The following is a 22431-nucleotide window of genomic DNA, read 5'->3' on the forward strand; positions in this document are numbered from 1 at the left end:
CTTAATATCCGGCGAGATCTTTATGGGCGCGGCTTACCGTGCCGTTCGTATCAGTCATGGTCACATCTACCGAGCGCGTGCTTTGAGGCACCGCGAGCCCCAGCCGGGGGTTCTCCGACAGCGAAATGGATCCCGTCAGATCTACGTAGCCAGCGCCGTCCAGCGCAATCTCGACATTTTCGACATAGCGCATGGGGATGAACAGCAGCGAGATCTGATCCATCTGCATGCCGGAATGAGACGGGTGCGAGATGTCCACGTCCATGCGTCCCAGTCTTGAGGCGAGGTTGGTCAACCGGCCCGCATCCACGCCGGGCACCGTGCCCGCGACCTCGATGTTCATCTGTCCCAGCGTCGCGAGTGCGATCTCCGGATCCGTGCCGGGCGGTGCAGCGCAGGCCCCCTGGCCGGAGGTCTTCACAAAGGTCTCCGAGACGAAGAGCCGCCCATCCGTCGTTTCTGCGATCACATGCATGGGCGTGGGGCCGTTTACCCGCATGGTGATGTCGAAATAGAAACCGGGCTGCGGTGTCTCCAGATCGAAGACCGCGGAGACGGGCATGGGGTTTTCGTCCAGCACCACGGTCACCTTGGCAATCTGCGCCCCCGCAGGCGCGACGATCTGAGCGGCCAGATCGGTGCGCGCGTCGTCGTAGGTGCGGTAGGGGGCGTCGATGGCGATGATGTCCGCACCGTTCAGCAGCGCGCGGTCGCCGTAAAGCTGCGCTTTGACGGCATCCCAGGCCTCGGTGTTCGCAAGCGCGGGGAGCGCGGTGGCGCACAAGAAGGCGGCTGCCAGTGCAAGAGGTCTCATTGGATGTCTCCTCCCAGAAACGTGCCGAAGGCCCGCGGGCCGTCGCAGGTGGTAACTGTCTGTAGCACAGAAAGCGTGTCTGCGCTGAAAATTGTGACCGTGTTGTCGAACCAGTTGGCCACGATGATCTGGCTGCCGTCGCGGCTCGCGTCGATGCCTTCGGGGTATTCGCCGGTGTCCAACGTGGCCTCGGTGGTGAGGGTGCTCAGATTGATGACGCTGACGCTGTCCTCATACTGGTTGGTGACGAACGCGCGGCCCCGGGCGAAGGCCACGCCGTAGGGTCGCGCGCCAACCGGGACGGTTGTGATGACGCTGGCGGTGTCGGGGTCGATCACGGTGACATCATCGCTGCCGACGTTGCCGACAAAGAGCCGCCCCGCTGGACCAAAACGCAGACCGAAGGGGCGCGCGCCGACGATCACCTGAGCGCGGGGTGTGAGGCTGTCCGCTTCAAAAAGCGTGACCTGGTCCGCATCCCTGTCCGCGGAGGCCAGCGTGCGACCATCCGCGGAGAGTGCCAACCCGGCGGGGGCGGCCCCGACCGTCAGTTCCGCTGTCGTGGCAAGGGTCGTGGCGTCCAGCACCCAGATCCGCGCGTTGTACCAGTCGGAGACGAAAAGCCTGCCCCGCGCTGGATCATGGGCGATGCCGATGGGCCCGCCGTCCAGTGTGATGCTGGCCTGCACCGTTCCGCTCGCAGGATCGTGACGGCGGACGGTCTTGGCCTCGGGCGCGACCGTAAATACCGCATCTTGCGCGACCGCCACACCCGCCGGTTTGCCGGGCACAGACCATTCGACGATCTGCGCGCCGGTTGTGGTGTCGATCACACCGACCGCATCGCCGTTCTGGCAGGTGATATAGGCCAGATCAGCCGCAGCAGAGCTGCCCGCCAAGGCTAGCACCAGGGCGAGTTCACGAACCGGGCGCACCGAACTTGGCCGTCAGCGCGTCCAGCCCCGCCTGATAGACACCGGTCACCGCCGCAATCGCCGCCGCGTCGTTGAGCTCTTCGGGTGGGTCGTTGTTGGGGTAGCCACGGTAGAACGCCCCGCGCCATTCGACGATCGACCCGCCATCGGCGCGGGGTTTGACAGTGAGATGAGAGGAATAGTTGGTCACTGGCAGCACCTCGACCTTCACATCGGTGATCCGGTAGGAATAGGACATCTTCTCGTCGCTGAACTTGTAGAGGATTTCCGAGATCGTCGGCCCATCCGCTGCCCCCAGCGTCAGAACGCGGGTGGCGTCAATGTCGTTGCCATTCTCGCCGGTGCTGGCATGCACAGCCGGGTGCCAGGACATGTCCTGAAAGTCACCAATCGCGGCCCAAACGTCGGCCGGGTCCGCGGCCACTTCGGTGGTGAGTGTCACCTTTTGCCGCGTGGGTCCGTGCGCCAGCACAAGTCCGGGCAGGGCCGTTGCCGCGATCAGAACCCCCAGAAAAGCGCGCTTTCTCATTTCTTCTCCTCCACAAAAAATCGGTTTTTCAGGATGTAGCGCATGCCGCGCTGCCAGCTTTCGTCGGTGTTGCCACGGATATCGACGACCCCGCCCTTGACCATCTCTCCTGTGGTCGCGGCGCGCAGTTGCAGGTTGATGGCGAGGATCAGGTCAGAGACCTTCTGCACCTCGCCCACCAGCGAATAATCCGCGCCGAGATCGGTGGCGATCCTCGTGTCGCAGCCGTAGCATTTGGCGAGGTTCACCACGCGGTCGATCTGCGCCCGGGCGGGTTCGACATCTATCAGGATATAGCCTTCGTCGCGAAATCGCGCGGCGACCATCTCCTCCAGCATATCAATGCGCTGCTGCTCTGTGCCGGTCTCGCCTCGGGCCGTGGTCTGCAGGGATGTGTCCAGCAGGGTCAGCCCGAAAAAGGCCACCTTTTCCTCCGCATGAACGCCGGAGGCCACAAGCAGTGCAAGCGCGGTCAGTCGCATAGGCCCTTCTTAAAAAATAAGATTCGTGCTTTAGGGTGCGGCTGCTAGGCTTTGTGGAACAACCCGGCCAAAAGTATCGGTTCACACGGTCATGGCGGGCGGGAATAAAAAGACAAGCCCGGTCACAAATGCGGGCAGTGGGAGGTTCTTGGTGCATCGCGTGCACGGGTTGCTTTTGGCGGCTCTCTTCATCTTTGTGTCAGCGTGTTCGGCTTTGGCGATTGACGTCAAGGCGGCAGTGCTGCGGGTGGACTATCCCACGCTTTTGCCCATCAGCCGTTATGATCTGCCTCCGGCCGATCTGGGCTTTGCCGGTGCCGCGCTGGCCGATGAGGACAATGGCACGACCGGCGGATTTCTGGGGCATACCTACGAGACAGCGACCGTCGCAGTCACCCCCGAAGAGGCCGAGGCCGCGATGGCGTCGATCCTTGAGGCGGGCACGCGGCTGATCGTGGTTCAGGCCCGGGCGGCGGAGCTTCAGCAACTGGCGGATCAGGCGGCAGAGGCGGGGGCGCTCGTGTTCAACGCCCGCGCGGCGGACATCGCCCTGCGCGATGACGTGTGCCGCGGCAACCTGCTGCATACCGCCCCGTCGCATGCGATGATGGCGGATGCGGTGGCGCAATTCGCCGTGTGGAAAAAGTGGACGGATTGGTTCGTGATCGCCGGATCCAACCCGTCGGACATCGCCCTGGCAGAGGCCTTGCGCAAATCCGCGCGCAAGTTCGGCGCGCGCATTGTCGAAGATCGCAGTTTTGAGGATACCGGTGGCTCGCGCCGGACCGATTCAGGCCATGTGCTGGTGCAGCGACAACTCCCCGCCTTTACCCAGGGGGCCGCGGAGCATGACGTGGTGATCGCCGCGGATGAGACGGATTACTTCGCACGCTATCTCAGCTACCATCTGTGGGACCCGCGCCCGGTTCTGGGCTCGGGCGGACTGGTGCCTACGACCTTCCATGGGGCGCATGAGGCTTACGGCGCCACGCAATACCAGACCCGGTTCGAGGCGTTGACGGGTCGCTATGCCCAGCCCGAGGATTACAATGTCTGGCTGGCTCTGCGCGTGGTGGGTGAGGCCGTGACCCGCGCCAATACCGCAGAGCCGGAGGGCGTGCGGGACTACGCCCTGTCGGACGCCTTTGAGCTGGCGGCTTTCAAGGGGCAGCGGGTCACCTTCCGTGACTGGAATGGCCAACTGCGGCAGCCGATTCTTCTCTACGATGGGCGCATCACTGTCAGCGTCAGCCCGCAGGAAGGTTTCCTGCATCAGACATCGCCCCTCGATACGCTTGGCCTCGACCGGCCCGAATCCCGTTGCACCTCCTTTGATTGACCGGAGACAGACGATGAAACACCTTCTACTCTCGACCACAATCGCCCTGTTGATGAGCGCACCTGCCTACGCTGGCAAGGCTTTCATCTCCAATGAGCGCGGTAACACGATCACCGTGGTGAACACCGAGACCTGGGAGGTCGAGGATGAGTTCTTTGCGGGCAACCGGCCCCGGGGCATCACCGCCAGCCCCGATGGCAGCGTGATCTACGTCTGCGCCTCTGACGACAATCTGGTGCGCGTGTTCGACGCTAACACCTACGAGGAACTGCCCAGCCTGCCGTCCGGCCCCGACCCGGAGCTGTTCATTCTGGAGCCCTCGGGCAAGCGGCTCTATATCGCGAATGAGGATGATAATCTGGTCACGGTGACGGACACCGAAACCCGCACGGTACTGGCCGAGGTGCCGGTCGGCGTGGAGCCGGAGGGCATGGGGATGAGCCCGGATGCCAAGTTCGTGGTCAACACTTCCGAGACCACCAACATGGCGCATTTCATCTCCACCGAGGATTACAAGATCAAGCACAATATCCTGGTCGATCAGCGCCCGCGCTATGCTCATTACACGGCCGATGGCAGCAGGCTTTTCGTGACCTCCGAGATCGGCGGTACCGTCACGGTGATGGACATCGACGCGGAGGGTGCGCCCACGGTTGTGGGCAAGATCAGCTTTGAAGTGGCAGGGGTGCAGCCCGAATGGTTACAACCAGTGGGGGCGCGGGTCACCTCCGATGGCACCCGCCTGTTCGTCGCTCTGGGGCCCGCAAACCGGGTTGCGGTGGTCGATGCACAAAGCCTTGAGGTGCTGGACTACATCCTTGTGGGGCAGCGTGTCTGGCAGCTCGATTTCACGCCGGATGAGCAATTCCTGCTCACCACCAATGGTAATTCCAACGACATCACCGTGATTGATGTGGCCAAGGAAAAGGCGATCAAATCTGTTCAGGTAGGCCAGCAGCCCTGGGGCGTGGTGGTGATCGAATGAGACAGATTAACCAGCAAAGGAAGTCTCCGATATGAAGAAACTGATGATGGCCGCCGCCGTGGCGATGATGGGCAGCCCGGTCGTGGCAGCACCGCTCTGCGATGATCTGGGCTTTGCCGGATTGCTGGCAAGCTGTAACCGGGGCGAGGACATTCAACTGACGCTGGCGTCGGGCGAGCCGCTGGGCGAGGATGCCACGCTTGAATCGGGGGCTTACTATACGCTGGTGGTCACCGCCGACGGCTCCGCCGAGCTGGCCATTGAAGGTGCGAGCTTCTTTCGGTCGATCTGGATGAACGAGATTGTCATCAACAAGATCGAGATCCGGCCCATGGCCATCGACAGCATCGAGTTCGATAAGGCAGGCGTCGCCGAGCTGTCGTTCATCGCGATCAAGCCCGGACGTCATACGCTGCGCATCCCCGGCTCCACCGGAGAGACGCAATCCATCACCTTATCCATCCAGTAACGAGAGAGACGGAGACACCCATGAAACAGCTTTTTGCTCTGAGCGCGGCAACCCTGATTGCTGCCCCTGCTTTTGCCGAGACCGAGCTTGACGCCGCGACCATCGAAAAGATTGAGACCATGCTGACGTCTATCGAGTGCCAGATGGACCCTGATGACATCGAGGTAGAAGAAGATGGCTATGACCTTGATGACGTGATCTGCAAAGGTGGCAACCAGTTCGACATCAAGCTCGACAAGGACCTCAACGAGGTCAGCCGCCGGGCCGAATAGGGCCGCGAGAAAGGATAGCGCCGTGCGCCTGATCACGACCATTTTCGCGTTGCTGCTGGGTCTCTCTGGCCCCGTTTTGGCCGAGGATATGCCGGTGATCCGGGCGGCGGTGCTCAAGATCGGTACGGTCAACTGGGAGCTTACGACGATCACCGATGGTGGGCTTGACCGTGCGAACGGCTTTAGCCTGCAGGTGCAGCCCTTTGCTGACAACGGCGCCACGCGCATCGCTGTCGAGGGAGGCGAGGCCGACATGGCTGTGGCCGATTGGATCTGGGTGGCGCGCCAGCGGGCGGCGGGCAAGGACTACGTCTTTATCCCCTATTCAAAGGCGGTGGGTGGCATCGTGGTGCCGCAGGATAGCACCGCAGAGACCCTTGCCGATCTGGAAGGCGGCAAGATCGGTATCGCGGGCGGGCCGTTGGACAAGTCCTGGCTCATTCTGCGGGCCTACGCGCAGCAGCAGTACGGCATGGATCTGAAGGCCGGAACGGAACAGGTGTACGGTGCACCGCCGCTGATCTTCAAATCCGCGATGGGCGATCAATATGCGGGCGCTATCAACTTCTGGCACTTTCTGGCCAAGAACAAGGCCGCGGGCATGCGGCAGCTGATCTCGGTGGAGGAGGCCGGTCAGGCGCTCGGCCTCGACACCAATACGCCGCTCTTGGGCTATTACATGAAAGAGAGCTTTCTGGAGCAGTACCCCGGGCTGGCGCAGTCGTTCTTTGAGGCAAGTCGTGCGGCCAAGCTGGAGCTGGCCACGTCAGATGCGGCGTGGGAGGCGATCCGACCCCGGATGAACGCCGCGACAGAGGCACAATTTGACCAGTTGAAAGCGGATTGGCTCGCGGGCATTCCCGACCGTGCCCCGGTGGATACGGAGGCGGCTTCTGCCTTTCTGGCCTTGATGGGGAAGCTGGGCGGGCCGGAACTGGTGGGCGATGCCACCCAGGTGCCTGCCGGTCTTTTCGCCGATGTGAAATAGCCTCCGCCGGATGAACGCATCCCGGCTCACCCCTGTGTTGTCGCTGGCCGGATTGCTCGCGCTCTGGGTCGTCGCGGCGATGCTCACCGCGGATGCGCAGATCCTGCCGAGCCCGTGGCAATTGGGTGCCCCCTTCGCGCAGGAGCTTGCCTCGGGTGAGTTGTTACATCACCTGGGCGCCACGCTGGTCCGGGTCATCTGGGCTTTTGCGCTGGCCATGACGCTGGGTACGGTCCTGGGGATCGTGATGGGGCGGTCGGCCGCCACAAACGCCTGGCTCGACCCTTGGCTGGTCGTCTTCCTCAACCTGCCCGCACTGGTGCTGATTGTGCTGTGTTATCTGTGGATCGGGCTGACGGAGGCCGCCGCCATCACCGCGGTGACGCTCAACAAGGTGCCGAATGTGGCGGTGGTCATTCGCGAAGGTGCGCGGGCGCTGGACCCGGAGCTTGACGCCATGGCGCGGATCTACCGGATGGGATGGATGGCGCGGATGCGGCACGTGATCTTTCCGCAGCTTGCGCCTTTCGTGGCTGCGGCAGCGCGGTCGGGCGTTGCTGTCATCTGGAAAATCGTGCTGGTGGTGGAGTTTCTGGGCCGCTCCTCCGGCATCGGCTTTCAGATCCACCTGTACTTTCAGCTCTTCGATGTGGCCATGGTGCTCGTTTATGCGTTTTCCTTCATCACTGTGATGCTGTTGGTGGAATGGTTGGTCCTGCAACCGCTGGAGCGTCGGGCACGGCGATGGCGCAGCGCATGATCACGGTGGACATTACCTCGAAACGTTTCGGGGAGACCCCTGTTCTGGGGCCGCTCAGCTTTACCATCGCGCCGGGGGAGACATTGGCGCTGGTCGGTCCGTCGGGTATCGGCAAATCGACCCTGTTGCGGATCCTAGCGGGCATTGATCCGGCGTTCGAGGGGACCGTGACCCGCCCCGAGGCTCTGGCCTTTGTGTTTCAGGAGCCGACGCTGCTGCCGTGGCGCACGGTGCTGCAGAACCTGCTGTTACCGCATCCGGATCTGAGCGTTGACGCCGCGCAGTCCGCACTTGCGGGGGTAGGGCTCACCGGCAAGGACACGCTCTTTCCTGGTCAGCTGTCACTGGGGCAGCAACGCCGTTTGTCGCTGGCCCGGGCCTTTGCTGCGGCACCGGAGTTGTTGATCATGGACGAGCCTTTCGTATCGCTCGATCCCGAAACGGCGCAGAGCATGTTTCAGCTTACCGAACGGCTGATCGCGCAGCACAGGCCCGCGACACTCTTTGTGACCCATGACATGCGCGAAGCCGACAGGCTCGCCGACCGGGTGCTGACCTTGCAGGTCTCCGACAGAGGCGCGGTTCTGGGGTAGGGGGCCCGCGTGAAAACCGATTGCCGTGAGGGCGTCGTGTCCACGCCCCGGCTCAACCTGGCTGCGGTGCCTATTCCTGATGTGGCAACCGCCAGTGCGACAGCGACCCAAGCGAAGCTGACGACTTTACCAGCTGCGGGTTTCAGTCGTTTTCGGATGTAGTATCCGGGGCGCAGGTTTCCGCAAGTGTCTGAAATACCGTCGTGGCGCCCATGATCACCTGTTCCCGTGCCGCCTTGGTCTGACAATCGCGGTCGAGTGTTGCTGTCAGATCGCGCCAGAGCGCCGGTTGCGTTCCCATCGAGAAATAGTGATGCGCCTCGTCCGGGAGTACCTGCAGCAGGTTTCGCTGTATCACCCCACCCCCAAACTGGGCCCCGTGCAGGGTGTAAAGCATGCCCAAAACAGCCGGCGGGCAGCGCAAGGACTGAAAGAGCGCCATGTCCGGCTTGTGTTCCACTTCGGCATCGAGTGCCAGCGCCGTGCAATGCGCGGATAGCGAGAACCTGCCCCAGATCGCCAGAACGGCCCTTTGTGCTTCGGCGGCATCGAACACGATCCTGTACCCGCGGAGGATCGTCTTGTACTCGGCGCGTGACAACGACCTGTCTGTCAAACGGCGTATCAACGGATGAACATGCAGGGCTTCGTGGACGCTGTGGGTCCTGGTGCGGAGAAGAGTACGCACCGACATGGTATCGACGGCGCCGCTCATGAGAGCAGTATGCTCGCCAAGGCTGATTTGAGGGCTTCCAGCGAGACAGGTTTGGTCAACTTCAGGGCGGATGTAAATTCAAGCGGTGCGTAATCACTCTCGCTGTAGCCTGTCACGAAGAAGAAGGGGATACCCGCCTCAAGCAGCTTTTGCGCCACGGGAAAACTCGTCTGATTGTTCCCAAGGTTTACGTCCAGAACAGCACAGGTGGGGCGGAAACCTCCGAGCGTTTCCAGCGCGCTCTCGACATCCCGAGCCGCTTCGCATTCCGAGATGCCGAGAGATCGAAGATCGTCACTCAGTGCTTTTGCGATCATGAAGTTGTCCTCGACAACGAGGCACCTCGATCCCGTCAACGCGCGGGCGAAAGCGACTTGATCGTAGTCGGTGGCAAGTAGCGGTGCGTCATCGGTCGGGACGCGCGCGATCGTCTTTTCGAACAGTTTCTTGGGCAGGAAGAACCGGGCCTGCACGCCGCTCTCCAGAAAGTTAAGCGCAACCTCGCCGTCAAGCTCATAGGGGATGGCTTGCTTGATCAACGTGGAGCCAAATCCCAAATGCTTGGGGTCGGCAACCGTCGGGCCGCCGAACTCCTTCCAGTCGAGATGCAGCCCCTCGTCATCGTCCAGAAGTGCTATTTCAACGCGCCCCTTGGCGTTCGACAAAGCACCGTATTTCACAGCGTTTGTGACAAGTTCGTGGATCACCAGTGAAAAGATCGGTGCGGTTTCTGCCCGAAGCGATTGGCCGACGCCGTCGATATCATATCTGCTCCCTTCAGGCCCGACGAAGGGCTGGAACTCGCGGGTGATTAATTCTTTGACCGAAACAGTGGATATCACACCATCGGATGTCAGCTCATGCGATGCTGCCAGCGCCTGAATGCGCGATTCAAGCGAGCGCGCGTAGGAATCCAGCGATCCGTAGCTGCTTTGCTGAGCCTGTTTTGACACCGATCTCACCAACGCGAGGATGTTGCGGACCCGGTGGTTCAGCTCCTGGATCATGATTTTCTGTTGCCGAGCCAGTGAGGCGGTCAACTCGCGCCGCTCGACAGTATTTGCCAACGACCAGATCCGGCTGGCGAAGTAGTGATCCTGTTCCGACCATGGCTTTGCACGGCCATGAACCTGCTGCAGATACGTCGAAAACGATCCCCGAGGCGAGATGCGCAGCCTGTCGTCGACCTGTTCCACCTGCTTTTCGGGGTTTCCTGCCCAGGAGATCTGCTGCGCCATCTCAGCCCGAAATACCAGAAAGGAGCGGTTTTCGTCCGGACCGAAGACCAACGCGCCAGCGCAGCCGTTGCGGATACCGTCAAGGCTGGGAAATTCAGCGGTCAGGGATTCATAGGTTTGAACGTCCGTACTCGTATCGGTACTCTTCCGGAGCGCATCAATCAGGGCGTCCCCCGGGACTTGCCCCATGCGATGTTCGGTGCCGTTATGTTGGATAATAACGCCATCGGCGTTCAGGATCTGCAGCACCGAGGCGAGAAACGAGTTGACGCCGGATCCGGTCTCGGCGGCGAGCAGTACCCTGTCCTTGAGCGCATCGACGCGCGACACCACATCCAACCGTTCTTTTTGTTGCAGAACCTGAAGTTTGGTGGAGAAGATCTGTACCAAGTTGATGAGGACTTCACGCAGCGAGGGGGCAGGCACCCGCGGCGTTTCGTGATGGAACGAAATGATTCCCCAGAGTTTTCCAGCCACCATGACCGACAGGGTCATTGTGGATCGAATCCCCATGTTACGGACGTATTCAAGATGGATGGTTGAGACGCCGCGCGTGGCAGCAAGGCTCATATCAAGCGGCGGCAGGTCTGCATTTCTGGCGTGCAGAGGGATGGGTTCCTGCTGGACATCTTCGATGAAGCGCAGGGGGACCTTTTCCATCATCGCACGTGCCTGCGCCGGAATGTCCCAGTGAGGAAACCGTAACCCTTTGAATTTCGGCATGTTATGGCGGCGGTTCTCGGCGAGCACCTCGCCGTTAAACTCCTGGTCGAAGCGGTAGACGATGACACGGTGGTACCCGGTGATATGGCGCAGGAGTTCGGTCGTCAGCGTGAAAAGGGCCTCTTCATCAGAGCAGTGTTCGATATGCTCCATGAACATGCGGAGTGTTTTCAGACCTTCCGAGCCGGCAAAAACACTTTGCTGTTGGCGTTCGAATTCCAGCACCGCCATCCCGTTGCTTTCATGCGCATGCACCGAGAGTTGCTGGCCGTTGATAGGGTAGTCACCGAGCAGGGTGGTTTGGCTCTGGCGCTCTGGACGGGAGAGAACATTTCGCAGCGTGTGCCACAGATCCGTGCCGGTCAGATCATGAAGACTTGTCCCGAGCAGTCTCGCGGGTTCTACCGACAGAAGGGCTGTCGCATTGTCGCTTGCATAAGAAATGATGGCAGTTTCAGCATCGGCTGCTATGAGTGCTGCAAAGGGCTGTACAAGGCCCGGGATATGTACCGGCTCTGATGCGCAGGTCTCCAGCGCTTCCGAGAGGTCGGCGTTTGACAAGTTGAGCACCATTTTGCTACCTCTACGAGACTGTCGTGTCGATGTTTAACTTGGGGTTGTCTTTTTGGCGACTGCCTTTACTCAGATGATCCAAAACGGGCGAGTGGCACTGTGACCAAAAGTATCGTGATAATGGATGATGATCTGTCATTTTCACTAAGCCTTGCAGATGATCTGAGGGTGCATGGATATGATGTGGATACGGTAAGCAGTGCGACCGATGCAATTGAGCATATCCTCACGAAGTCATACGACGTGGTCATTACCGACATGATCGTTAAGTCGGATGACCGGAGCGTTCCGGACGGCGGCGTGTCACTGATCCATTGGCTCAGGTTTACATTGCGGGAAGGGCACCCCATGGCGCTTGTCCCGATCATCGGGATCAGCGGTGCGACGAAGTTTCCCGGTATGAAGAGCATCCTGCAGGTGGCGCAGTCTCTTGGCGCAAACGCTGCAATGGAAAAGCCCGTGTCACCGTCGGAGCTGGTAAAGACGATCGAAGCCCTGACGGGCGGTGCGAAACGCACCCACGCTTCCGCAAGTGATGTACCCGAGCAACCCGGCTGAGGGCTGCGTTCTCGCGCGTCGTCTCTTGTCGCGAGCTGGTGCCGGACATCTGAACGATGCCCTTAAATCGCTGGCCATGCGGTCAAAGACACAAGGCGCCGGGAGACGCGCCTGACGTTGGGCTGCGCCAATCGGGCAGTGCCGTTTGATTGCTATTACAGTGCCGGCTTGAGACCTATTGGCACGATACTTTTCGGGTTGGGCGGGCGATATCCAGATAAGCTGTGCGGTCTGACCGTATCGCAGAGCCTGCCGCAAGCAGTCGAAGACTTTCCCGGACAGGGGTCCATGCCAGAACCAGCCGCTGATGCTTTAGCAGCGTCCATTCCTGCAGCGCGATCCAGCCCGGATGTCGGTGGCCCACGCCGCTGCAATCCAGCCCGGCACCTCCATATCTCTCGGCAACAGATGTCGTGTGGCCGTGCTGAAAGGCGGCACTTGTTGGTTCGGACACCGTTCCGACGTCTGCAGCGAATGACGACTATGCCTTTTGTCCTGATCCGCTTGACACGGCTGCACGGCCGTCGCGGTAAGGTGAAGGGTCCCGGCCTTATGGTCCAGTGTTTGTCTGTGGATACCGCCCTCCGACGGGATGGATCGACGCTTTAGACCTTTGAACTGTCGTGGTACCGGTCTGACCGGTCACCATTTGATCGAACTTGTCTTGTCGGAGCGCGTAGAAAGTCTTGAGCTTTATGGTTCCTCGTCCGAAGCGCTAAATCGGGCAACGGTTAAAGATTGGCCTAGAGATCAAGCAGCCTGTGCAAGACAATCAATGACCAGAGATTTGTCCAGAACGGCCCGGTCGACTGCCGACGTGATCGAGCGGATAACCCGACATGAAATCAATCTACTTGTTTCCATTGAACAGCTGCCGCCGACTTTTACGGCAAATCAATCATGTCACTTCGATGCTGCGCACCCAAATGACGGTCGCGTCACATCTGATAACCGATAAATACTCAACATAAGTATCCTTACAGCCGGATGAGATATAGTCGGGGGCACATTCTAAACTGGTGTGCGGCAAGTTCCCTATCTTATTGAAAAGATTGGAGAACGCACATGACGCACACAGAGCGCGATTTGCGTGAGAGAAGCGCGACAGAGAAAATATCAACTGCCAGGATCTCTGCGCTTGAGACTGCAGCAGAGACCGGAAGAGAAGCAGACTTATGCAAAGGTCCGCGAGTGCTTCACGATTGGTAGCTTTTCTCGACTGAAACAATGGCGATGCCAGTATGTTTCGTCTGATGCAAATTCACCTACCGCATCTTTTTTCCATAGGAATTTGCTGTGGTCGGCGTCGCGTCCTGCTTCCGTCTCAATCCCTCTTGGCATTGTCGAAAGTCCGCTTGACGAAATTTGTTTTATATAATTAAAAACATAAATAGGCCGACACTGATGGAAGGACATCCTTTGCGCCCCACGCCCATCCTTCAGTTCGGGACCAGCCGCTTTTTACAGGCACATGTGGATTTGTTCATCTCGGAAGCGATGGAGAGTGGCCAGGACGTCGGCCCTATCACGGTTGTCCAGAGTTCCGGTAGCCCGGAGCGGGCAAGGCGGCTGGTGGGTTTGGTTGGCTCCTACCCGGTCCGGATAGAGGGTATTGCCGATGGCCGCCGGGTGCAAAAAAGCGTCAGGGTCAAAAGCGTTGCCAGAGCGCTGTCGACGGCAACCGATTGGGACGAAATCTCGCGGATCTTTGTCTTTGAGGCGCAGGTCATATTTTCCAATACCGGGGATGCCGGCTTTGATGCGCGCACCTGCGACACCGGCCAAGCCTTTGATCAGGAAATGTCCTATCCGGCCAAGCTGATCCACCTGTTGCGCCAGCGGTTTGCGCGGAACCCTGCCCCGATCCAGATCATGCCGCTCGAGCTCATTGCCGATAATGGCGACGTGCTCAAGCGGAGGGTGCTGGAGTTGGCGCAGGCGGATGATGCGGCCTTCCGCGCCTATCTTGAGCGTGACGTGCTATGGGTCAACTCGCTGGTGGACCGGATCGTGTCGCAACCGTTGGAGCCAGCGGGGGCCGTGGCGGAGCCCTACGCGCTTTGGGCCATCGAGGACCAGCCGGGTTTGACGCCGCCCTGCGAGCATCCGGCAGTGACCGTTGTGCCCGCCTTGGCAGACATAGAAGCGTTAAAGCTCTTTGTGTTGAACCTTGGGCACACCTATCTCGCGGATCGCTGGATTCTGGAAGATGACCGAAGTAACACATGCGTTCGTGATCTGGTGGCCGACCCGACCGAGCTGGCAGCGCTGAAGCGTGTGTGGCAGGACGAGGTGCGCCCGGGGTTTGTCGCAGCCGGGCTCGAAAAGCAGTTCGATACCTACGTAGCGAAGACGCTGGAACGCTTTGCCAATCCGTTTCTGGATCATCGGATCGCGGATATTGCCCAGAACCATCCCCAAAAGGTGAACCGCCGAATTGCGGCCATGCTGACCTGGGCGACCGCAAAGGGCGACGATACGGCAAAGCCGATCCTTTCGGACATTGTGGCGCGTCACCAGGATGCAGGCTCCTGACCTTGCAGACCCGGCGCGTCGGTGAGACCGACATATCCGTGACATCATTGTCGTTGGGCGGGTCCAGCATCGGCAACCTTGGCGGGGTTGTCAGCGAAGCCGACGTGACAGCGCTGCTGGATCACGTCTGGTCGGCGGGGATCCGTTATGTGGATACCGCGCCTCACTACGGCCGTGGCTTGTCCGAGCAGCGGCTTGGTGCTTTTCTGAAGGGGAAGGATCGCGACACCTACGTCCTGTCGTCTAAAGTCGGGCGTGTCCTGCGGCCCGGCCCGCCGTTGCAGGAGGCCGACGGCTTTGTGATGCCGCTCCCCAACGCGGTGCACTACGACTATTCCGCCGACGGCATTCTGGAGAGCTTTGAGGGCAGCTGCGCGCGTCTCGGCACATCGCGGATAGACATCGTCTTTGTCCATGACATCGGCGAGGACACGCACGGTACAAAAGCGGGTGCCGCGCATATGGAGGCCCTTCTGGGCTCGGGGCTCGGCAAGCTGCATGATCTCCGGCAGGCCGGTCGCATTGGCGCCATCGGGCTCGGCGTGAACGAGACCGAAGTCTGCATGGAGGTGATGGCGCAGGCCAGACTGGATGTCATTCTTCTGGCCGGGCGGCTGACGTTGCTGGACCGGACGGCAGAGGATGGGCTGCTCGACCTCTGCGCGGCAACGGGCACCAGCCTTGTGCTGGGGGGCATTTTCAACTCGGGGATCCTGGCGACAGGTCCGGTTCCTGGCGCATAGTTCGACTATGCGCCAGCCTCGCCTGAAATCAAGGAGAGGGTCGCAGCGCTGGAGCGGGAGGCCAAAGCGGTCGATCTGACCCTCGCGCAGGCCGCGTTGAAATTTGCCCTGCATCACCCGGCTGCCTGTTCGGTTTTGCTGGGCACTGGCAAGGTGCGATCCCTGCAACGCAATCTCGACGCCGCGGCAATGCCGCTGACAGGCGCGGCACGGCGCTTTGTCACGCGGTGACGTCAGCCCGTATGGCTGTTGACCCGGAGCGAGGTCAGCAGCGTCTGTTTGGAGGTGGCCAGATGACGCCGCGCCGCCGCTTCCGCCGCTTGCGGGTCACGACCGCGCAGAGCGTCGATATACTCCAGATGTTCCGTGATGGCGGAGGCATTGCGGCTCCGTTCATCTGACTTGTTCCATTGAAAATGGTAATGGAACACCAGCGAGATCACCTTCTGGAACTCTTTGACAAAGCGGTTTGTCACGACGCCGTTGATCGCCGCGTGGAATTGCTCATCGAGCTGCGAAAAATCATGGTAGTCCGTCTCAATGCGCTCGAGCAGGTCGCGATGTTGCTGCTCCAGCCTGTCCAATTGGGACCAGATGCCGTGGTGCGGCGGCAAGGCCACCAGCGCCCGGACGGAGTTCAGCTCCAACACCGCGCGGAAATCCGATAGCTCCAACGCGTAGTCCCGGGTAAAGCCGTTCAGGACCCACCCACCCCCGGGTCTGCGCACGACGATCCCGAACCGGCTGAGCGACGACAGAAACTCCTGCAGGGTATGGGTTGCGACCGAGAACTCCTTGGACAGCTGCGTGACATTCAAGGCCGTGCCCTGCGGCACATCCATACGCAGCACCCAATCGAGAAACCGCGCTTCGAGTTCCTCTATGGTCAAGAGAACCGGTGGACCGTCTAGATGGTCGTCATCGACCGGATGACGTCTGACGCGTTTGTCCCGCCCTTCCAGCGTGACGATCCCTTGCTCGTCCAGCTTCGCCAACACACTGCGTACCACCGTGCGGCTGACCCCCAGTCGCATGGCCAGAGCGTTCTCCGATGGCAGCAGATCGCCGATATTCATTTCCCTACAGTCCCTTAACGCGCTGTTATAGGCTGAGACAAATCGTATGTTGGTGCGCGCCATTCTGGTCCTGCGTCTGCCGTCGGGTGGTTGCATCTTACCTGTTCTTTTCCCGCGGTCCAAAAAATTAAAAACATTTGACGGATCACAGAGCGAGCCATACGGTTTATTATTATTAAAGACATAGCGCTCATTGCGGCGGTGTCTTTGGGGGAGGAAAAAAACTTCGTGACCGCCAAGCAAGTCACATCAGGGATGCGATTCCTGCCGACAGGTTCTGCGCTGCACAAACTGTCGGCTCTGCTGACCCTGTTGCTGCTGATTGCGGCGTTTTCATTCACCAGCCCTGCGTTTCTGAGCGTGAACAATGGTCTGACGGTTTTGCTGCAGACCTCCGTCATTGGCATCCTCGCTATCGGCATGACGATGGTGATCATCACCGGCGGCATCGACCTCAGCGTGGGGTCGGTTCTGGCGCTCGCCGGCGTGGTTGCCGGGCTTGTGATCAAGGCCGGTGTCCCGGTGGCTCCTGCCATGGCGCTTGGTGTTCTTGCGGGGGCCGCCTGCGGGCTCGTCAATGGCATCGTGATCTCAAAGATGCGGATCACCCCTTTTGTTGCGACGCTCGGCATGATGATGATCGCTCGCGGTGTGGCCCTGCAACTGACCGGTGCCGCCCCCATCAGCCGCTTGGGCGAGGCCTTTGGGCTGCTGGGCAACGGCACCTTTTTCCGGATCGTGGAAATGCAGCCCAACGGATTTCCCAAGGTCATCTTTCCCGGCATCCCTTATCCGGCCGTTTTGCTGGTGCTGACGGCGTTGCTGGGTGCGTATCTGCTGCAGAAGCGCCAGATCGGGCGGCATATCTTTTCCGTTGGCTCCAATGAGGAGGCCGCGCGCCTTTCGGGTGTAAACGTCGACCGGACCAAGATCTGGGCCTATACCGCCTCCGGTGCGCTGGCCGGGCTGGCGGGCATGGTGCTGATGTCGCGCCTCGTGACCGTCCAGCCGAATGAAGGCGTGATGTACGAACTCGACGCCATCGCCGCCTCTGTCATCGGTGGCGCATCGCTCATGGGCGGGGTGGGCAGCATTTCCGGGAGCATGATCGGCGCCTTTATCATCGGTGTTCTGCGCAACGGGCTGAACATGGCGGGCACCTCCGCCTTCATCCAGCAGATCATCATCGGGATCGTCGTCATCGGTGCTGTCTACATCGATCAGATCCGCAACCGAAACTAAGCAAACCAACAGGATTTCTAAGGGAGGAAACCATGAAAAACCTGATCACAACGGCCCTGGCAACGGGCATTCTCGCAGTGGCGGCAACGGTCGCATCGGCGGGCGAAATTGCCGTCATCGTCAAGACGACCAACTCCAGCTTCTGGCAAAACGTCAACAAGGGCGCGTCCGCAGCAATCGAGGGGCATGCAGACCATACAATGACCTTCAACGGTCCGGCCTCTGAATCCGCGATCGCGGATCAGGTTGCCTTGGTCGAGAATGCCATCAATCGCGGTGTGGCGGGCATCGTGCTGGCCCCGTCCGACCCCGAAGCGCTGGCCCCCGTGGTCAAGCGTGCCTTTGAATCCGGGATCCCGGTCGCAATCATCGACAGTGGCCTGGCCGAGGGCAATGAGCAGTACTATCAGGCGTTCTTGTCCACCGATAACTGCGCCGCCGGTGAGCAGGCGGCCCAGATGATGATCGACAGTGCAGGCAGCGAAGGCAAGGTTGCCGTCATGTCGTATGTGGCAGGTGTCGGATCCGAAATCGGGCGCGTGGGCTGCTTTGTCGACTACCTCGGGGCGAATTCCAAGATCGAGGTTGTGGGACCGTTCTATTCGCAGTCCCAGATGGCCACTGCGTTGAACCAGACGACCGATATCCTTGCCGCGAATGATGATCTCATTGGTATTTTCGGCGCCAATGAACCTACCGCCATCGGCATGGGTCGTGCGATCGAGCAGGCCGGGAAAGCAGGCGAGCTGACCGCCATCGGGTTCGACGGCAACGCGGATCTGCAGGATATGGTGAAAAGCGGCACGCTGCTCTCCACGGCGGTGCAAGGCTCCTTCCAGATGGGAGAGCTTGGTGTGAACGCCGTCGCCGATATTCTGGCGGGCAAGGAGGTGACCGACTTCATCGACACCGGTGTGGTTATGGTCACCAAAGAGAACATCGACACGCCTGTCGCCCAGAACGTGCTCTACTGATACCAAAAGGTCCGACGCGCCGAGGGGTGCGCCGGACTGGCCCCGAGCGATAGGACGCCAGATGTTGGACACCCACGCCTCCACAACGCCGTTGGTCCAGATGTCGGACATTCACAAGCACTTCGGCGGCATTCACGCGGTTGAGGGCGTGTCCGTTGATCTCTACCCCGGTGAAGTCGTGGGCGTTCTCGGGCACAATGGCGCGGGCAAGTCCTGCCTGATGCGGATGCTCGCCGGGGCCATGCTGCCCACCGGTGGTGAAATCTTCGTCAACGGTCAGCGGGCTGATTTGAAGACCCCGCAGGACGCCAAACGCTACGGCATCGAGACGATCTACCAGACACTGGCCCTGGCAAACCACCTCGATGCCGCCGCCAACCTCTTTCTGGGCCGGGAGCTCAAGACGCGCTTTGGCAATCTGGACGAGACGCGCATGCACGCCGAGACCAAAGACGCGCTGCGCCAGCTCAACCCGAATTTCAAGAACCTCAAGGATCCGGTGGCCCGGCTGTCGGGCGGACAGCGGCAGGTCATCGCCATTGCCCGCGCAATCTATTTTCAGGCCAAGGTGCTGATCATGGACGAGCCCACAGCCGCCCTTGGACCCTCGGAGACGGCGATGGTTGCGGATCTGACGCTCCGCCTCAAGGATGAAGGGATCGGCATTTTCCTGATCAGCCACGACATGCACGATGTCTTTGATCTTTGCGACAGGGTCATGGTGATGAACAAGGGCCGCAATGTCGGTACATTCAGGATCGGGGATGTGGACAAGGACGATATTCTCAGTTTGATCATCAAAGGCGCCTTGCCCGATGGTTGGGTGCCAAGGGGGCGAACGTCATGAGTGCGACTGGCACCGTCATGGCGGGCGTTGTCGTGGCCCCCGGGACCTTCGCCCTGGAGCCGCGCCCGGTGATCACCAAAATCCCCGACGGTTGGGTGTTGATCGACATCTGTGCCGTGGGCCTGTGCGGTACCGATTACCATATTCTGGAGGGCAAGCACCCGTTTCTTGCCTATCCGCGGGTGATCGGACACGAGCTCAGCGGTCGGATCGCCCGGCCCGCCCCCGGCTGGGAGGTGGGCGCGCTGGTCGTGGTAAACCCCTATCTGTCCTGCGGCAAATGCCGGGCGTGCCGACGCGGCAAACCCAACTGTTGCTACAATATCGAGGTGCTGGGCGTTCACCGCGACGGCGGACTGCTGGCGCAACTGGCGGTGCCAGCGACGAACCTCTATCCCGCGACGGGTCTGACGCCTTTGCAAGCCGCCATGGTAGAGTTTCTGGCGATTGGCGCTCATGCGGTCCAACGTTCGGAGATTGGTGAGAACGACCGGGTGCTGGTCACCGGGGTGGGGCCAATCGGGATAGGAACGGCGCTTTTTGCGCGGCTGAAGGGGGCTGATGTGACCTTGCTGGATCTGAGCCGGGAACGTCTCGGCCTCGCTGCCGAACGGTTCGGTTTCGATCAGGGTCATACCAGCGTCGCCGCCGCGATTGATGCCACGGACGGAGAAGGATACGATGCGCTATTTGATGCCACCGGGCATGGCGCCGCGATCGAGGGGGGGTTTCCCGCGGTGGCGCATGGCGGATCCTACGTTCTGGTCAGCGTGGTCAAGGACGATATCACCTTCAACGATCCGGAGTTCCACAAGCGCGAGATGCGCCTGATCGGCAGCCGCAACGCGCTGGAGGCGGATTTCAACTGGGTCATGTCAGCGTTTCGGGAGGCTCTGATCGACGCCGATGCCCTGTGCTCCAGCGTCATGTCGCTGTCAGACCTCGAAGGGCGCTTCACGGATCTGGCCTCGGACCGCTCAGGGTTGATCAAGGCGATCGTACAGTTAAGCGAGTGATCCGGCGTGCCATGACGCCTTGGCGCGGTTATGGCCGGGTGGTCCTCATTTGCGCGCGCGTTGACTCCTGCGAAAATCAGTTGCCGAGGTAGGGCAGCGGGGCTTTGGGCCTATCTATATCCTATTGCCCGCTCCCGTCCTTGCTCTCTTGGATGAGCTGTTCCGTCAGAGCCGCGTAGCTGGTCAGGACCACCTCTGCGCCTTCATGCCGCAGGATGGCGCCATGGGCGCTGGCGATGTCCACCACATGCGCACCGCCGACAAAACCGATGCAGCGCATACCCGCCTCTGTGGCTGCGCGCGCGCCATAAGGCGAGTCCTCGATGACAAGGCAGTGTTGGGGCGCGACGCCGATGGTCTTTGCCGCGTGCAGAAAGAGGTCAGGCGCTGGTTTGCCGCGCGTCACCTGTTCGGCGCTGAAGATATGGTCAAAGCGTGCCACCAGCCCGGTGCTGGAGAGCGCGACATCGATGCGCTCGAATGTCCCGCTGGACGCGATACAGTGCGCGTAACCCTGTGCAGACAGAGCGCTCAGTAACTCGCAAAGGCCCGGGATCGGTGTCAGATCGGTACGAAAGCTCTCAAAAAGGGCAGCCTCCCAATGTGTGGCGAACCCGTCAGCGGACCGGGCCGGGCTGTGTTCGGCCACATATGTGGCGATGCTCTTGAGGGATGTGCCCAGGAAGCGGCTGCGCACCTCCTCCGCCGACAGCTCGATGCCGAAGGCGGCCAGCGACCGGCGCAAACTGGCGAGCGAGATGACCTCGCTGTCGACCACGACCCCATCGCAATCAAAGATGACCAGTTCCACATCCGCCAGAAGGTCACCGGGGACGCAAACGGGAGCGGTCTGGAGGGGGGGAACGGGAGAGACCATCGGCCCGCCGCTAGATGGCTCTGCCGGCACCGTCGAACTGGTGCAGCCGGTCCGTCGGAAAGCGCAGGCCCACGGCCTGCCCCAGGGCTGTGGCGTCGTCTCCGCCCACGCGAGCCACGATCTCGCCGCCGCTTTGCATCCCGAGATACAGGAGACTTTCGCCCCCGAGCCGCTCGTGGACCTTTACGGTTGCGTCCAGATGACCATCACCGGAGGGAACCAGTTCGATATGCTCCGGCCGACAGCCGACATAGGCAGCGGAGGCGTCCAGCGACAAATCCCGCAGCTCACCCTTGGGTTCAAAGACGTTCATTGCGGGCGATCCGATGAACTCTGCCACGAAGCGTGAGTTTGGCTTGTGGTAGAGCTCCATCGGCGTGCCCACCTGCTCCACCCTGCCGCCGTTCAGCACGACGATCTTGTCGGCCATGGTCATCGCTTCGACCTGATCGTGGGTCACGTAGATCATCGTTGCGGCAAGCTGTTTGTGCAGCCCTTCCAGTTCCACCCGCATCTGCACGCGCAGCTTGGCGTCAAGGTTGCTGAGCGGTTCGTCGAAAAGGAAAACGCTGGGGTTCTTGACGATGGCCCGTCCGATGGCCACGCGCTGGCGTTGCCCACCTGACAGCTGTCCCGGCTTGCGGTCCAGATAGTCTTCAAGCTGCAGGATGCGGGCGGCCTCGGAGATCCGCTCCTCCCGCAGCGCAGGATCGAACCCGTTGACTTTCATGCCGAAATCCATGTTCTCGCGCACGCTCATATGGGGGTAAAGCGCGTAGGACTGGAACACCATCGCAAGACCCCGGTCCGCGGGTTCAGCGCGCGTTACATCCGTGCCGTCGATTTCGATGGTGCCAGAGCTCACCGCTTCCAACCCTGCCAGCGTGCGCAGCAATGTGGATTTGCCACAGCCTGACGGGCCGACAAAAACCACGAACTCGCCGTCCTCAATTTCGAGGTTCACATCGAACAGCGCCTGTGTGTCGCCGTAGAACTTGTTGATCCCGCCAATCTTGATCCCTGCCACGGTCGGCTCCTTCTGCTCTGCGGGGCTGCCCGCCGATCATTTGTATCTTCGTACGAACTTTTGTATTGACAGGCAACAGGTTTTTTACTTTTGTAATACGGTGAATGCTAATGGATGCCCC

At 60.7% G+C, this 22431-nt stretch carries 22 protein-coding genes and 1 pseudogene; 14 read left to right on the forward strand and 9 right to left on the reverse strand.

Going from position 1 to position 22431, the window contains the following annotated elements; genetic code table 11:
* Position 1: 1 nt before the first annotated feature.
* From Q1A53_RS05245 to Q1A53_RS05260, 4 genes are read right to left on the reverse strand one after another with little or no spacing between them, the layout of a single operon-like run.
* Complete coding sequence (locus Q1A53_RS05245; RefSeq protein ID WP_299963675.1) at positions 2 to 814, reverse strand: quinoprotein dehydrogenase-associated SoxYZ-like carrier; 813 nt, start codon at positions 812 to 814, stop codon at positions 2 to 4.
* Positions 811 to 1749, reverse strand: coding sequence for a cytochrome D1 domain-containing protein (locus tag Q1A53_RS05250; RefSeq protein WP_299963677.1), 939 nt, complete (start codon positions 1747 to 1749; stop codon positions 811 to 813). Before Q1A53_RS05250 ends, Q1A53_RS05245 begins: the two co-directional genes overlap by 4 nt.
* Positions 1733 to 2278 (reverse strand): SRPBCC family protein, encoded by a 546-nt coding sequence (locus Q1A53_RS05255; protein ID WP_299963679.1) that lies wholly within the window; start codon positions 2276 to 2278, stop codon positions 1733 to 1735. Before Q1A53_RS05255 ends, Q1A53_RS05250 begins: the two co-directional genes overlap by 17 nt.
* Positions 2275 to 2760, reverse strand: coding sequence for a DUF3280 domain-containing protein (locus Q1A53_RS05260; protein ID WP_299963681.1), 486 nt, complete (start codon positions 2758 to 2760; stop codon positions 2275 to 2277). The genes Q1A53_RS05255 and Q1A53_RS05260 overlap by 4 nt, the downstream gene beginning before the upstream one ends.
* Positions 2761 to 2911: 151 nt before the next feature.
* On the opposite strand from Q1A53_RS05260, the gene Q1A53_RS05265 reads away from it, so the two are divergent.
* From Q1A53_RS05265 to Q1A53_RS05295, 7 genes are all read left to right on the forward strand, one after another.
* Positions 2912 to 4099 (forward strand): ABC transporter substrate-binding protein, encoded by a 1188-nt coding sequence (locus Q1A53_RS05265; RefSeq protein WP_299963683.1) that lies wholly within the window; start codon positions 2912 to 2914, stop codon positions 4097 to 4099.
* 13 nt (positions 4100 to 4112) lie between these two features.
* On the forward strand, positions 4113 to 5084 hold the full coding sequence (locus Q1A53_RS05270; protein ID WP_299963685.1) for a YVTN family beta-propeller repeat protein: 972 nt from the start codon (positions 4113 to 4115) through the stop codon (positions 5082 to 5084).
* Between the two features lie 31 nt (positions 5085 to 5115).
* A complete protein-coding gene (locus Q1A53_RS05275) occupies positions 5116 to 5553 on the forward strand; it encodes a hypothetical protein (protein ID WP_299963687.1) in 438 nt (145 codons plus the stop codon).
* 20 nt (positions 5554 to 5573) lie between these two features.
* Positions 5574 to 5825: a PepSY domain-containing protein gene (locus Q1A53_RS05280; protein WP_299963689.1), complete on the forward strand. Its 252-nt coding sequence runs from the start codon at positions 5574 to 5576 to the stop codon at positions 5823 to 5825.
* A gap of 88 nt (positions 5826 to 5913) precedes the next feature.
* Complete coding sequence (locus Q1A53_RS05285) at positions 5914 to 6813, forward strand: ABC transporter substrate-binding protein (RefSeq protein ID WP_299964456.1); 900 nt, start codon at positions 5914 to 5916, stop codon at positions 6811 to 6813.
* A 10-nt stretch (positions 6814 to 6823) separates the two neighbouring features.
* Entirely contained in the window at positions 6824 to 7573 is a 750-nt protein-coding gene (locus Q1A53_RS05290; protein WP_299963691.1) for an ABC transporter permease, read from the forward strand.
* Positions 7558 to 8166, forward strand: a complete 609-nt coding sequence (locus Q1A53_RS05295; RefSeq protein WP_299963693.1) for an ABC transporter ATP-binding protein — start codon at positions 7558 to 7560, stop codon at positions 8164 to 8166. Before Q1A53_RS05290 ends, Q1A53_RS05295 begins: the two co-directional genes overlap by 16 nt.
* A 142-nt stretch (positions 8167 to 8308) precedes the next feature.
* Here Q1A53_RS05295 and Q1A53_RS05300 read toward each other — a convergent pair whose 3' ends face one another.
* Positions 8309 to 8767: a hypothetical protein gene (locus Q1A53_RS05300; protein WP_299963695.1), complete on the reverse strand. Its 459-nt coding sequence runs from the start codon at positions 8765 to 8767 to the stop codon at positions 8309 to 8311.
* Positions 8768 to 8877: 110 nt separating this feature from the next.
* Positions 8878 to 11415 carry an HWE histidine kinase domain-containing protein gene (locus Q1A53_RS05305; protein ID WP_299963697.1) on the reverse strand — a complete coding sequence of 846 codons (2538 nt, stop codon included), beginning with the start codon at positions 11413 to 11415 and terminating at the stop codon, positions 8878 to 8880.
* Positions 11416 to 11535: 120 nt separating this feature from the next.
* On the opposite strand from Q1A53_RS05305, the gene Q1A53_RS05310 reads away from it, so the two are divergent.
* The 3 genes and pseudogenes from Q1A53_RS05310 (at position 11536) to Q1A53_RS05320 (ending at position 15482) form a co-directional block, all read left to right on the forward strand.
* Positions 11536 to 11973 (forward strand): response regulator, encoded by a 438-nt coding sequence (locus Q1A53_RS05310; RefSeq protein WP_299963699.1) that lies wholly within the window; start codon positions 11536 to 11538, stop codon positions 11971 to 11973.
* A gap of 1404 nt (positions 11974 to 13377) precedes the next feature.
* Entirely contained in the window at positions 13378 to 14508 is a 1131-nt protein-coding gene (locus Q1A53_RS05315) for a mannitol dehydrogenase family protein (protein WP_299963701.1), read from the forward strand.
* A 38-nt stretch (positions 14509 to 14546) separates the two neighbouring features.
* Positions 14547 to 15482, forward strand: a pseudogene (locus Q1A53_RS05320) (aldo/keto reductase).
* 2 nt (positions 15483 to 15484) lie between these two features.
* On the opposite strand, the gene Q1A53_RS05325 reads toward Q1A53_RS05320, so the two are convergent.
* Positions 15485 to 16327: a GntR family transcriptional regulator gene (locus Q1A53_RS05325; RefSeq protein WP_299963705.1), complete on the reverse strand. Its 843-nt coding sequence runs from the start codon at positions 16325 to 16327 to the stop codon at positions 15485 to 15487.
* A 228-nt stretch (positions 16328 to 16555) separates the two neighbouring features.
* Between Q1A53_RS05325 and Q1A53_RS05330 the strand changes: the two genes are divergently transcribed.
* The 4 genes from Q1A53_RS05330 to Q1A53_RS05345 all read left to right on the forward strand — a co-directional run bounded on the left by Q1A53_RS05330 (position 16556) and on the right by Q1A53_RS05345 (position 20406).
* The gene (locus Q1A53_RS05330) at positions 16556 to 17569 is read left to right on the forward strand and encodes an ABC transporter permease (RefSeq protein WP_299963708.1); all 1014 of its coding nucleotides are present in this window, start codon (positions 16556 to 16558) and stop codon (positions 17567 to 17569) included.
* A 32-nt stretch (positions 17570 to 17601) separates the two neighbouring features.
* Entirely contained in the window at positions 17602 to 18543 is a 942-nt protein-coding gene (locus Q1A53_RS05335; protein WP_299963710.1) for an ABC transporter substrate-binding protein, read from the forward strand.
* 61 nt (positions 18544 to 18604) lie between these two features.
* Positions 18605 to 19390, forward strand: coding sequence for an ATP-binding cassette domain-containing protein (locus tag Q1A53_RS05340; RefSeq protein ID WP_299963712.1), 786 nt, complete (start codon positions 18605 to 18607; stop codon positions 19388 to 19390).
* Positions 19387 to 20406, forward strand: a complete 1020-nt coding sequence (locus tag Q1A53_RS05345; RefSeq protein WP_299963715.1) for a zinc-binding alcohol dehydrogenase family protein — start codon at positions 19387 to 19389, stop codon at positions 20404 to 20406. The genes Q1A53_RS05340 and Q1A53_RS05345 overlap by 4 nt, the downstream gene beginning before the upstream one ends.
* Positions 20407 to 20527: 121 nt before the next feature.
* Here the strand turns inward: Q1A53_RS05345 and Q1A53_RS05350 are convergent, their stop codons facing one another.
* The gene (locus Q1A53_RS05350; protein ID WP_299963717.1) at positions 20528 to 21283 is read right to left on the reverse strand and encodes an HAD family phosphatase; all 756 of its coding nucleotides are present in this window, start codon (positions 21281 to 21283) and stop codon (positions 20528 to 20530) included.
* A 10-nt stretch (positions 21284 to 21293) separates the two neighbouring features.
* Complete coding sequence (gene ugpC, locus Q1A53_RS05355) at positions 21294 to 22310, reverse strand: sn-glycerol-3-phosphate ABC transporter ATP-binding protein UgpC (protein ID WP_299963719.1); 1017 nt, start codon at positions 22308 to 22310, stop codon at positions 21294 to 21296.
* Positions 22311 to 22431 lie beyond the last annotated feature (121 nt).

The organism is uncultured Roseobacter sp. (assembly GCF_947496515.1).
In the GTDB taxonomy this organism is placed as follows: Bacteria; Pseudomonadota; Alphaproteobacteria; order Rhodobacterales; family Rhodobacteraceae; genus Roseobacter.